The organism is Marinomonas mediterranea MMB-1, assembly GCF_000192865.1.
GTDB lineage: Bacteria > Pseudomonadota > Gammaproteobacteria > Pseudomonadales > Marinomonadaceae > Marinomonas > Marinomonas mediterranea.
In genome coordinates this window covers 2,862,705-2,875,399 of record NC_015276.1, presented here as the reverse complement: position 1 = coordinate 2,875,399, position 12,695 = coordinate 2,862,705, and the positions used below count along the sequence as shown (strand labels likewise).

Below are 12,695 nucleotides of genomic sequence, written 5' to 3'. Positions count from 1 at the left end.
TGTTTTAGTTTTTATGAGCAATATACGACTCATCCAGTTCAGACTCAGAAAGCTCGACAGCGATGCTTTTTGATGTTGGCGTTTGACTGTGGTCTCCAACGCTCTCAAGAGGGACTAAGGGATTGGTTTCTGGGTAATAGGCGGCAATGTTCCCAACAGGGATATCATAAGGGACTAACTTAAAGCCTTTGGCGGTTCGAGCGATATCGTCATCCCACAAAGACGTGATGTCCACACGTTGCTCTCCCCTGAACCCTAATCGCTCGATGTCTGCTGGGTTCATAAATATCACTCTACGTTCGCCTTTTACCCCTCGATATCGATCATTTAAACCGTAAATAGTGGTGTTGTATTGGTCGTGAGATCTAAGCGTCTGAAGTATCAGTGTTTTGTCCGTTATCTGAGATCGTGTTTTATCATGCAAAATATGGTCGGGTAACGCATGTGAGTGTATTAAAATGCTGTTAGACGGGGTGTTCCATTGACGCTCGCGCGCGCTGTTACCTAAATAAAAGCCGCCCGGTGCGCTTAATCGTTCGTTGAAGTCGGAAAAGCCTGGAATCGTTTGCGCAATATCGTTTCGAATGTCATCGTAGTTTCCTACTTTTTTCATCCAGTCGATTGGGTGTGAGCCCAATACTGCGTCTGCTAGTAGGGCAATAATGTAGGGTTCCGATTTCTGCTGTTCACTGAGAGGTGTTACTACGCCGCCTGATGAGTGCACCATGCTGAATGAGTCTTCTACTGTCACTTTTTGCGGGACGCCATTTTGCATATCGATGTCGGTGCGTCCCAAACAGGGAAGTATATAGCTGTTTGGGCTGGTAACCAGGTGCGATCGGTTTAACTTGGTACTAATTTGAACGTTTAGATCGCAATTCGACAATGCTTTAGAGGTTAACTCTGAGTCCGGTGTCGCCACAGCAAAGTTACCACCAAGCGCAACAAAGGCTTTTATCTTTCCATCTAACATAGCTTGAATGGTTGGCACAACGGCTAGGCCGTGGTTGCGAGGCGGGGTGAAATTGAAATGACGTTGCATGGCATCGAGAAAGGCATCGGAAGGCCTTTCGTTGATTCCCATAGTACGATCCCCTTGTACGTTGCTGTGTCCGCGTACTGGGCAAGCACCTGATCCCGTTTTACCGATATTGCCACGTAGACTTAAAAAATTAACGATTTCATGAATGGTGGCCACAGAATGTTTGTGTTGAGTGATTCCCATCGCCCATGTACAAATAACCTTATCGCTCTGACAGTATACGTTTGCGGCGTGTTGCAGCTCATCCATGGATAAGCCGGATTGCGTTAAAATGACATCCCAACTCGTGGAACGAACTTGACAAAGGTATTCTTTAATACCAGACGTATGCTCATTGATAAAATCCCAATCGAGGATGGATTCGCCTTGGTCTTCTTTTTCCAGTAGCAATTTCACAATGCCGCGCACTGCTGCCATGTCTCCACCTATCTTAGGGGTGAAATACGCAGTATTAAGAGGTTTTGAACCATTGGTTAGCATTTCAACTGGGTTTTGAGGGTGCTGGAAGCGTTCTAGCCCTCGTTCACGTAACGTATTAAACGTTAATACTTGAGCGCCGCGTTCAACCACTTCTCTCAATGTGTCTAGCATTCTTGGGTGGTTTGTGCCGGGGTTTTGACCAAAGACAAACACGGCGTCGGCATGCTCAAAGTCTTCAATGGTGGTGGTTCCTTTACCGATGCCAATGCTGCCTGTTAATGCGTAACCACTTGCTTCGTGACACATGTTAGAGCAATCAGGAAAATTATTGGTGCCGTACGCGCGGACAAACAGTTGATATAGAAACGCAGCTTCATTACTCGCTCGGCCCGACGTATAAAATGCCGCTTCATTAGGAGAGTCTAGTGACTTAAGCTTTGCCGCGATTTGTTGGCTGGCTTCTTGCCAGCTAATGGGTTCGTAGTGATCCGTTTTAGGGTTGTAGCGCATTGGCTCGGTTAAGCGGCCTTGATACTCTAAAAAGTAATCGGATTGCTCTTTTAACCAAGAGACACTGTGTTTTTCGAAAAATTCAGAATCAACTTTGCGACTGGTGGCTTCCCAGTTAACGGCTTTTGCACCGTTTTCACAAAACCGTATACGAGACGGATCGTGTTTTTCACCCCATGCACAACCTGGACAGTCGAACCCTTGTGGTTGATTGGTTTTTAAGAGCGTATTGATATTGCGAACGGCATTGTTGCTCTGTAGAAGGTGTTTTGTTGTGCTTTGAAGTGCACCCCAACCACCCGCAGGGCCTTTGTAAGGGTCAAGGGTGTCGTCTTTTTTTGTCATTATTCTTTCCTATGCATAGACTCTGGGTGAGTCGACTCTCGGTATATGTACGATTCGTATACCTGCATTTTTTGCCATCTGCACCGCTAAACTGCTCGGTGAGGCTAAATGGATTAAGCTAGCAAGATTCGCACGCGCTGCTTTTTGTACTAATTCTGTGCTGCATCGGCTTGTCATGATGCAGTGCTGGAACGCCATCGTATTGTTTTGCTTTAACTGTTTTCCGATTGCTTTATCGAGAGCATTATGGCGACCAATGTCTTCTGCGCTACTCTCTACTTGTCCTTTGTTGTTCAGGATGACTGCACAGTGTATGCCGCCCACCGTCCGTCCAATCTCTTGATGTCGCGTCAATGTCTCTCTAGCCGTGTTAAGAATCATGGTATCGAGCTCAGCGATAGAGTGGGGCTCCATACCCTTTATGTCCGTATTTTCGTCGTCTATTTTATGGTCAATTTTGGGAAAAGCGAGATCTAACGATTCTATTCCGCAAAGACCGCAGCCAGTTTTACCAAGTCTTGTGCGTCGATGATGTTTAAATTGAGACAGTTTTCTGCTCGTTAGCGTAACGTCTGCCAATAGACCTATATTCTGAGTATTGGGGATCTGTGTTTCAGATAGGACGATATCTTTGATTTCATTAAAGGTATCGATAATGCCTTCGGTAAATAAAAAACCTATAACGAAGGCTTCGGTGTCTACCGGTGTGATCATCATGACGGAATAACTGATACCTTCGATCGAGATCGCAACAGGAACTTCGTTAACGATGGTTTGCCTATATTGCTGCCCGTCGGGAGTGACGTAATCAGTGGTTACTGTCTCATTAACGTTCGAAGAGGTCATGCGCTTGATCTATCTGAGGTTATTGTTTGGGTGAATATCTTACGACTATGTACGTCATGAGGACAATCATGTTTGTGTTTTAGTGTTTAAAAAATGCTCGGCGGCTATCTTTATTTAAGATAATACGGCCGTCTTTGAGGATATTTTGTAGAAAGATCCTTGCTTAGGTCATCTATTTGATATTTTGTCTTGTGCTTCTGCGTACCTTCGATAGACTGTCCATTTAATTTAACGCAAAGAGTTTAAGAAGTACGCAGTATGTCACGTATACACAGAAGGTCTGGATGGATGCCGTCAGGCCCTCGCCTTTGGATAGTCATATTAGTATCCGTTTTTGTGCTTTTTTTAAGCATTTATGAAAGCATGGTCTCTGATGATTCCAGAGAAGACGAGTATGACGCGCTTCCAAATAATAAAATAAGTTTAGCGCCGATTGAGGGCACGATTCCCGAGCCTCCGAAGATTGCCATTCATAGCATTCCTTCTATGACGTCAAGCACTGAGCGCATTGGTCAGGGGGATCTTCTCGATTCAGCTCCCGATACGTCTAATGGAAAGTCATCAGACCTCATTGATAGCTCTATAGAAGAAGTGCGTAAAGAAGCACCTAAGCCAAGTCTCATTGAGCACACCATTGTGTCTGGTGATACATTGGAGGCCATTTTCCAAAAATATGGCATAGCAACCAATACGTTATATAACATCTTAGAGGCGGACCAAGAGTATTTGGTATTAGAGCCGCTTCAAGTTGGCGATAGACTGCGTTTTGAAATAGATGAGAAGAACGAGCTTACGAGATTGTCACGTCGGATAGACCCTAGTAAAACCATTGCTTATGAACGCCACGATAATGGCGGCTTTGTCTACAAGGAAGAGCTTAAAAAGATTAACTGGAGCCATGAAACCGCGCATGGCAAGGTTAAAGGCAGTTTCTATTTATCGGCAAAACGTGCTGGCCTGAAAGATCGTAACATCATGGTCATTAGTGAGTTGTTGAAGAATCGCTTCGATTTCCGTCGAGATTTGCGTGCAGGCGATACGTTTGATGCCGTGTTTAAGCAAGGCGATGTAGATGGCGAGCTGGTGGGAGGCCGCCAGCTTGAGGCTGTGCGTATTAAAGTACGTGGTAATTATTATCAGGCGTTTTTACACAATGATGGTCGTTACTACGATGAAAAAGCTCAGAGTTTGACACCCGCATTGAGGCGTTGGCCGACATTGCAGAAATACCGTATCACATCCAAGTTTAATCCAAATCGCCGACACCCTGTTACGGGGCGTCTATCTCCCCATAATGGCACCGATATCGGTACGCCGAATGGCACAAAGATCATTGCCACGGGGGATGGTATTGTGACGCGTACGGCGAATCATCGATATGCGGGTCGGTATCTCGTTATCGATAATATCGGTAAGTACAGCACGCGATTCTTGCATTTAAGTAAGATATTGGTTCGCAAAGGTCAGCGCGTAAAGCGAGGGCAGGTTATTGCTCTATCGGGAAGCACAGGGCGCGTCACTGGGCCGCATTTGCATTACGAGCTGCATGTTAATGGGCGTCCGGTTAACCCCATGACGGCTAGAATTCCGACGATGCAATCGATCCCAAAGAAAGAGCGATCTGAGTTTGAAGAGCACGTTGCGGCATGGGACGGCATGATGGATGCGACGGATAATTTGTAGCAGCTATTTTGACGTTTTATCTGATTTTTTAATAAATGTAATGAATTTAGTGGAACTTAAGCAAACAGGGGGAGTCTCACTCTTTATCTTGGTTTGAAAGTGATCTCATCAAGGTGTCCCCTTTATCTTATAGCTTCGTGATTTTAGCTTTGAATGCCGCCCCATAGTATTTATGGGGCGGCTTTTTTCTTCATGGGAAGGCGCTTTGGGGCAGTTAAGCTTGCCAAAATACATACTACGCAGTGTTATGCAATGAGTTCGGGGTGATAAGACTGAATAAGTTGCTTTAAGCCGGTTCAGCGGCTGCTTGTTTGTTCCAACCAATGCATTCTTCTAAGTTGACGCCGGAACCGCCGAAAATATCCAATGCGCTGCCAATTGTTAAGTCGACATTTCCATCAGACAGGGTTTGGACTTTTTTCAGGTCTTCTAAAGAGCGAGCGCCCCCAGCGTAGGTCGCATTGACTGGGCTGTGTTTGCCGATTAGTGCCACTAATTCTTCATCAATACCAGCTTGCAGCCCTTCGACATCGGCAGCATGTATCAAGAATTCGTCGCAATGCTGCGCGAATTCATAAAGATTTTCTTCATTAATGGCTGTGGATGTAACGGTCTGCCAGCGGTTGGTGGCAATATACCAGCCATCTTTGGTGCGACGGCAGCTTAGGTCTAGCACAAGACGATCTACGCCCGTTTCACGTTTTATTTTATCCAGACGATCCCAAGAAAAAGCCCCATTTTTAAATAGATAGGAAGTAACAATGACGTGCGAAGCGCCTGCTTTTAAATACTCGGTTGCGTTTTTGGCTGTGACACCGCCACCATACTGTAATCCGTTTGGGTAGGTTCGCAAGGCACAAATGGCTTGTTCGTGGTTCTTTTTGTCCTTTCCAAGAGCGATAACGTGTCCGCCTTTTAGCCCATGCTTTTTATAAAGGTCTGCATAGTATTCTGCGTCATATTGACTGATGAAGTTCTCTGTTGCTCCGCTGTCATTCAGGCTGCCGCCGACGATTTGTTTTACCTTGCCTTGGTGTAAATCGATACAGGGTCTAAATAGTGTCACTGGTACTCCGTATGAGCGTGTCATTTTCGATATGGGGAATGAATAATTGTAAAACGGAAGTGCCACAAAACAAATCTAATTTTGATAAAAGACATTAAAATGATGTGGATGTATAAGGTTTACTTATCACTCTTAGACCTGTGGCGGTGCTTTTGGTGTTAGCAAAAAGTCACAAAATAAACACATATTCCAACGGTAAACGAAGTAGGATTGCTTCATTATCTAATATAAGACTTTTATATAAGCGTTATTCAAGGATCAAATCCATGATTTCCATCACCTATCTAAGTAGGGCTGAGCATCATTTCTCTGATGCGGAGTTGATGTCGATGTTGGAGTCTTTCCGTGCCAATAATGGTCGCAACGGCGTGTCAGGCGTGCTTTTGTATAACGGCGCAGGGACCTTTATTCAGGTATTGGAGGGGGAATCTAGCGACGTTGAGCCGCTTTATGAGCGAATCAAGCAAGATACTCGTCATTCAAAAGTGGTCTGTTTGCGAAAGGCTATCGTTCAAAGTCGCCGCTTCGCAGATTGGAGAATGGGTTTTAGAAACCTGACAAGAGACGTGGTCGACGATACGAGCAAGATGACGTTATTTTTAAGCGATGACAAGTTAGAGCACTTCGTTTCGGAAGATGCCGACTTTGCATTGAAAGTTCTGACTAGCTTTCGAGACAAAACACGAGAGCTTATTTTCTAAGAGTATTGTAAGGGGGCTCTATGTCCAGGTTCAAGATATCTAATAAACTGATAATAATGACGGTGATGCAAATTGCTTTGCTCTTGGTTGTTGGGTTGTTCTCAATTTCCCAAATGGCAAAAATAGGAGGCGAAATCAAAGAGATCGCTCATGATCATCTCCCTCTAACTGAAACTCTGACGCTGGTCACTGAGCATCAATTGCAGAATGCCGTCGCCATTGAAAAGGTTATTTCTCACGCGCTATTGGATAAGGTCAAAGGTAAAGATATCTCTGCAGAGTCTGCGGATCTGATTGCGAAGCTTAACAAAAACATGAAAAAGCTCCACGACGAAATTGTCGAGGCCGAGCAGACTATCGTGACGCTAAAAGCAGAAGTGCATTCCAGCGAAGCGAAAAAGGAATATGATCACGTTCTCGTAGAGTACAAAAAAGTAGAGAACGAATACTTTGAAGTGGAGCGAATGGTTGCTGTCTTTTTGCAGCATATTACTGACGATGGTATTGAAAGCGCGTTAGATGAAATTCCAGCTATTGAGCATGCAAACGAGGCATTGGATGAGCATCTTATTGAGGTTCTGAACGAGGTTCAGCAGTTTTCAATTAATTCCGCTGCTATTGCCTATGAAGATGAGCAGAACGCAGTAACGGTCATTATTGTGGCCTTGGTGGTTTCTATTGTGTTGGGTGTGGTGGTTGCGTACTCGGTTGGCCTATCCATTACTCGCCCACTTAAAAAGCTGATGGCAAGATTGGAAGATTTGGTCTCAGGTGAGGGTGATCTCACATTACGCATGAACCTTGATGCCAAAGATGAACTTGGCGATGTTGCGAATAAGTTAGATCTGTTTATGGGCAAGCTGCATGGAATTATTGTCAATGTGTCTAAGTCGTCCGACTCACTTAATGCAAGTTCCGAATCAGCGGTCGGCGTTATTCATAATACGTTAGAGGGTGTTGAGAGGCAGAAAACGGAAACGGCAGTGGTGGCCAGTGCTATCGATCAAATGAGTAGTGCGACAAGTGAAGTGGCGCGAAGCACAATGGAAGCGTCTGATGTCGCCAATAATGTGCGTGAGCTTGTCTCTAAAGGTAAGACTGCGGCAGAAGAGAATCAGAAAATTACTTCTCAGTTGTCTAAAGAGGTTCAAGATACCTCAAACAGTATTGATAATTTAGTAAAAGAGACCGATAACATTGGTGCGGTATTGGACACGATTCAAGGTATTGCCGAACAAACTAATTTATTGGCTTTGAATGCTGCTATTGAGGCTGCGAGGGCTGGCGAGTCTGGTCGAGGTTTTGCAGTTGTTGCTGACGAGGTACGTTCTTTGGCTCAAAGAACACAAACATCGACTGTTGATATTCAAAACTTGGTCGAGAACCTTCAGAAAGGCGCTGAAGACGCCATGTCTCGCATGAATAAAGGGGTAGAGATAACACAGCACTGCTTAGAGATAGGTCGTGAAACGGCAGATCATTTTGATAATGCCGTGCATGCTGTAAACGAAATAGCCGACTTGAACCGTCAAATTGCCGCCGCTGCTGAAGAGCAATCTACGGTCGCAGCTCAGATTCAAGGCAATGTTGAAAACATTAATACGATCGCTCAGGACACAAGCGCTGACGCTCAGCAGGTTGCGGAGGCTAATGAAAATATCGCGACGAATGTAGTGAGTCTGAATTCGGATTTGAATCAATTCAAGGTGTAGTGCACATCGCTTAGGTACTGGCTAGTATGCTGGGTTGACGGATCGTTCGTTACAGCGAAGTATGGCTAATTTGAAGCGGTTATTTCGTATAAACAATTAATGTAGAGTGAATAAAAAAGGCCTTTCTTCGAAAGGCCTTTTTTTGTTTATTGAGAACCTTATTCAAGCTCATTTGAGGTCAGGTCTTCTTGGGTTTTGTTTTCTCCCAAATCTGGGGTAAAGGACTCTAGTGCTTTTTGTTCAATGGCGTCTTCCAGTTCCATCGGAACAAAGTACAAAAGGGTTCCGATAATGGGGTGGTCTAGGTAATTAATTTTCTTGCTGGCGGTTTTGTTTTTCAGCGCTAAATTAAATACTTTGGTTGGTCTATTAAATGTCGTGTTTTCTATTGGTGCGGCATCCGTGTTCTCGGTATCGCTTTGAGGGCGATCCACGTTATTGTCTTGGGGCAGTGCAGACGGCGTTAAGTCGCTCTCATCATGCGCGAACAAATAGTGATGATAGTTCAGCGTTGTTTCAAGATAGCGTCCTAGTTTGACCGAAAACTCTCCTGACAAATCAGCATACCCGTTCTCGTTTACCGTACTGTGAAATGTTTCATGATGGGTGAAACCTGCTTCTGGGAATATCAGGGTCCACTTTTCATTAGCGAGTATTTTCGCGTGCTTCCCTACTTTTTCATTGAACCGGTCAAATGTATTAAATAGAGGTTCTATCGTGGCTGGCAGGGTGGTGCTGTCAGCGCTGTCCACTGGAATGTCGTACGATGGGATCGTCGTGCTGTTTTTGATCTCTTGGTACGTTATTTCCTCCGTGGATGTGCCTTGTGGCCACTCAAATGTGAGGAGGTAGGCTTGGTATGCTCGTGCCTTATCGGGATCAATACTCGCTAAGTCGATCTCTGTTGCGTAAGAGTACGTTGTAAATGCGGTGGTGATTATGAGTAGCTTTGCGAATTTCAATGTAATAGTTCCAAGGTCTTATAGGTTTGTTGGAATCTGTCGTCGGCACTGGTCATGCTTACAACATATCGCAAGGTGTCTGCTCCAGCTAATCTAAACTGATTTGGCTTTTTCTGAATGAGCTGGATGAGTTTCATCGGATCAACCGGTGTTTCTTTACCAAAATGAAGTTTTCCTTCTTTTTGGTTGGCTTCTATTTTTACTATACCTAATTTTTCGGCCTTTAACTTTAGGCTTGTTTGCCTAAATAAGTTTTTGGTTGCGTCGGGCAGTAAGCCAAAACGGTCGATCATTTCGACTTGTAGTTCTTTTAGAGCGTCCTCGGTTTCCGCATTTGCAATGCGCTTGTAGAGCATGAGTCGTGTGTGCACATCGCCTAGGTAATCGTCTGGAATGAGAGCGGGAATGCGTAAGTTGATCTCAGTTTGCATTGGAGAGGTGATGTCCACGTTGGGGGCTTCTCCGTTTTTAAGCGACTTGACTGCCCGATCGAGCATCTCCATAAACAGCGAGAATCCGACGTGCTCGATATGGCCGCTTTGACCTTCGCCTAGTAGTTCACCTGTTCCGCGAATTTCCAAGTCGTGTGTGGCAAGTGTAAAGCCTGCTCCAAGCGTGTCGGCCATGGTAATGGCTTCTAACCTCTTTTCTGCGTCGCCTGTTACTTTTCGGTCTTGAGGGGTTAGTAAGTAAGCATAAGCTTGGTGGTGTGATCGGCCGACCCGACCTCTAAGTTGGTGAAGTTGAGCAAGGCCAAATTTGTCGGCCCTGTTTATGATGATGGTGTTTGCGTTCGGGATATCGATGCCTGTTTCGATAATAGTCGAACACACTAGAACGTTGGAACGTTTGTGGTAGAAGTCTGACATGACTTGTTCTAGTTCTCGTTCACGCATTTGTCCATGACCGACTATTACGCGTGCTTCAGGTACCAGTTCTGTTATGAATTCGGCGGCTTTTTGAATGGTCTCGACTTCATTATGAAGGTAGTAAACCTGTCCACCGCGATGCAGTTCCCGCAAAATGGCTTCTTTAATTTGGTGATCGTCCTTTTTCTTGACGAATGTTTTGACTGATAAGCGTTTCGCAGGCGGTGTTGCAATGATTGAAAGGTCTCTGATGCCGGACAGCGACATATTCAATGTACGAGGGATTGGTGTTGCAGTCAGTGTTAGTACGTCGATTTCTGCTCGAAGTGCTTTAAACTGATCCTTCTGTTTTACGCCAAATCGATGTTCCTCATCGATAATTACCAGTCCCAAATTGGAAAACTGGATGTCGCCCTGTATGAGTTTGTGTGTGCCAACGACGATGTCCGATTTGCCTTCTTCAAGTCGAGAGATGGCTTCTTTTGTTTGTTTACCTGATCGAAAACGGGACAGTAGTTCAATTTGAACAGGCCAGTCCGCAAAGCGGTCGCAGAAGTTTTCGTAGTGCTGCTGGGCTAACAGTGTGGTTGGCACTAAGACAGCAACCTGTTTGCCGCTTTGAACCGCTAAGAAGGCAGCACGCATTGCGACTTCAGTTTTACCAAAGCCAACGTCACCACATACTAAACGATCCATCGGTTTGCCCGTTGACATGTCTTTTATAACAGCGTCAATTGCCATTTGTTGGTCTGGCGTTTCTTCGAATGGAAAGCTGGCTGAAAATAAGGCGTATTGGTCGTCTGGTTTGGAAAATGCGTAGCCTGATCGTGCTTCACGTTTTGCGTATATTTCTAACAGTTCCGCCGCTGTGTCGCGAGCTTTCTCTGCGGCTTTTTGTTTGGCGATGCTCCACTTTTCTGTGCCCAGTCTATGCAGTGGTGCATTGTCTTCGTCAGCGCCCGTGTATCTTGAAATAAGCTGTAGGGACGATACCGGGACATAAAGCTTTGCTTCGTTGGCGTAGCCAAGCGTCAGTAGCTCAGTTTCCTGTCCGTCTATTTCTAAATTGGTAAGTCCTAGATAACGGCCAACTCCGTGATCGATGTGGACAACAGGCGCGCCTAAGCGAAGCTCGGTCAAATTTCGAATGATCGCATCTTCGTTTACGTCGGAGTGTTTGCGTCGTCTTTGTTGAGACACACGCTCACCCATGAGTTCGCTTTCTGCAATGACTGCGTAGGCTTCGTTTTGAATGAAGCCGCGCGTTAGAAGTCCTTCTGTTATCGCAAACGTGGGTTTCTTGTCGGTGAATCGTTGCCAGTCGCCTATGTATTCTGGTTTTAGGTTGTTCTTGTTTAACAGCTCTATTAAAGCCTCTCGTCTGCCGGCGCTTTCCGCGCAGATTAAGATAGGCAGGTTTTGTGATTGTAGAAACTTGCTTAGGCTCTCTAGTGGGTTGTCGAGTTTAGAGTTGACGGTGAGCTCGGGTATCGTAGAGAAGACGTCGTTTGTGCCTTCTTCGTCAAAGACTGCGGCGGCAAATTTGTTTAACTCGGCAAATATTTCGCTGTCTTCTAGAAAGACTTCTTTTGGCGTGAGTATTGGTCGCTCTAGATCGTAGTTTAATGACTCGTGTCGAGATTTTATATCCAACAGTGAAGAGGCAATATAGTCATTGACTGTCTTGCTTCTAACGATGCAGGTACTACTGTGTAAGTAGTCAAAAAGGCAATCCGTTTCTTCGAAGAAAAGAGGCAGGTAGTACTCGATGCCTCCAGGCATGAGTCCTGATGATATGTCTTGATAAATAGGACTCGATAACGGGTCAACGTCGAAACGTTCCCTGAAGCGCTGACGAAAAAATTGTATGCCATTTTGAGTCGTTGGAAACTCTTTCGCAGGCAGTATTTTTACTTCCTTAACTTTCTCTGTGCTGCGCTGTGTTTCGGGGTCAAAGTATCGGATGCTGTCTATTTCAGTGTCGAACCAGTCAATCCTAATAGGGGCGTCCGCTCCCATCGGAAAAACATCCATAAGAGCGCCGCGTATAGAAAATTCGCCGTGTTCTCGAACAGTGTCTACATTTAAATAGCCGCCATTCGTTAAGCGGTTAGCCAATGTCTCTGTAGAAACGCTTTGATCGGTTTTAACGTGGAAGCGTTGTGAGTCTATGTGGCTTGCTGGACATAGCCGAGTCATTGCCGCATTTATAGTGGTTAATATGATGGATGATTTTGTGTCACGAAGGTTTGCTAGTGTTTCTAAGCGTTGAGAAATAATATCCTGATGCGGTGAAAAAGCATCGTAAGGTAGGGTCTCCCATTCGCTAAATCGCAGTACTTCGGTTTCATTCTTTATTAAAAAGGACAGCGCGTCTTCAAGGTCATTAAGCTCTGAAACCGTGTTTGCTATAAACAAAATAGGGCATGAGTTTGTTTTGCTGAGTTCAAGAAGCTGTACGGCATGTAATGTGCTAGGTATACCTTGGAAGGTGTTTTTGTAGCCAGGCTTAGTGTTTAGCTTGAAGCGGTTGTCCATA

At 45.1% G+C, this 12,695-nt stretch carries 8 protein-coding genes; 3 read left to right on the top strand and 5 right to left on the bottom strand.

What is annotated here, in order from left to right; translation table 11 throughout:
• Positions 1-4: 4 nt before the first annotated feature.
• Together MARME_RS13075 and MARME_RS13070 are read right to left on the bottom strand one after the other, a co-directional pair.
• Positions 5-2,317, bottom strand: a complete 2,313-nt coding sequence (locus tag MARME_RS13075) for an FdhF/YdeP family oxidoreductase (RefSeq protein ID WP_013661734.1) — start codon at positions 2,315-2,317, stop codon at positions 5-7.
• Between the two features lie 9 nt (positions 2,318-2,326).
• Positions 2,327-3,163: a formate dehydrogenase accessory sulfurtransferase FdhD gene (locus tag MARME_RS13070; protein ID WP_013661733.1), complete on the bottom strand. Its 837-nt coding sequence runs from the start codon at positions 3,161-3,163 to the stop codon at positions 2,327-2,329.
• A 258-nt stretch (positions 3,164-3,421) separates the two neighbouring features.
• Here MARME_RS13070 and MARME_RS13065 point away from each other — a divergent pair, with 258 nt between their 5' ends.
• Positions 3,422-4,846: a peptidoglycan DD-metalloendopeptidase family protein gene (locus tag MARME_RS13065; protein WP_148231031.1), complete on the top strand. Its 1,425-nt coding sequence runs from the start codon at positions 3,422-3,424 to the stop codon at positions 4,844-4,846.
• A 286-nt stretch (positions 4,847-5,132) separates the two neighbouring features.
• Here the strand turns inward: MARME_RS13065 and hisA are convergent, their stop codons facing one another.
• Positions 5,133-5,912, bottom strand: a complete 780-nt coding sequence (gene hisA / locus MARME_RS13060; protein WP_013661731.1) for a phosphoribosylformimino-5-aminoimidazole carboxamide ribotide isomerase — start codon at positions 5,910-5,912, stop codon at positions 5,133-5,135.
• A 266-nt stretch (positions 5,913-6,178) separates the two neighbouring features.
• On the opposite strand from hisA, the gene MARME_RS13055 reads away from it, so the two are divergent.
• Both MARME_RS13055 and MARME_RS13050 read left to right on the top strand, forming a co-directional pair.
• Entirely contained in the window at positions 6,179-6,613 is a 435-nt protein-coding gene (locus MARME_RS13055) for a BLUF domain-containing protein (protein ID WP_013661730.1), read from the top strand.
• A 20-nt stretch (positions 6,614-6,633) separates the two neighbouring features.
• Positions 6,634-8,325, top strand: a complete 1,692-nt coding sequence (locus tag MARME_RS13050) for a methyl-accepting chemotaxis protein (protein WP_013661729.1) — start codon at positions 6,634-6,636, stop codon at positions 8,323-8,325.
• Between the two features lie 158 nt (positions 8,326-8,483).
• On the opposite strand, the gene MARME_RS13045 is transcribed toward MARME_RS13050, so the two are convergent.
• Both MARME_RS13045 and mfd read right to left on the bottom strand, forming a co-directional pair.
• Positions 8,484-9,287 carry a hypothetical protein gene (locus tag MARME_RS13045; RefSeq protein ID WP_013661728.1) on the bottom strand — a complete coding sequence of 268 codons (804 nt, stop codon included), beginning with the start codon at positions 9,285-9,287 and terminating at the stop codon, positions 8,484-8,486.
• Positions 9,284-12,694: a transcription-repair coupling factor gene (mfd, locus tag MARME_RS13040; RefSeq protein ID WP_013661727.1), complete on the bottom strand. Its 3,411-nt coding sequence runs from the start codon at positions 12,692-12,694 to the stop codon at positions 9,284-9,286. Before mfd ends, MARME_RS13045 begins: the two co-directional genes overlap by 4 nt.
• Position 12,695: the final 1 nt, after the last annotated feature.

Bases quoted from the DNA above. Each gene is read 5' to 3' on its own strand.
- mfd (WP_013661727.1), bottom strand. From the start codon at position 12,694: ATGGACAACCGCTTCAAGCTAAACACTAAGCCTGGCTACAAAAACACC.
- MARME_RS13050 (WP_013661729.1), top strand. From the start codon at position 6,634: ATGTCCAGGTTCAAGATATCTAATAAACTGATAATAATGACGGTGATG.
- MARME_RS13055 (WP_013661730.1), top strand. From the start codon at position 6,179: ATGATTTCCATCACCTATCTAAGTAGGGCTGAGCATCATTTCTCTGAT.
- MARME_RS13075 (WP_013661734.1), bottom strand. From the start codon at position 2,317: ATGACAAAAAAAGACGACACCCTTGACCCTTACAAAGGCCCTGCGGGT.
- MARME_RS13070 (WP_013661733.1), bottom strand. From the start codon at position 3,163: ATGACCTCTTCGAACGTTAATGAGACAGTAACCACTGATTACGTCACT.
- MARME_RS13065 (WP_148231031.1), top strand. From the start codon at position 3,422: ATGTCACGTATACACAGAAGGTCTGGATGGATGCCGTCAGGCCCTCGC.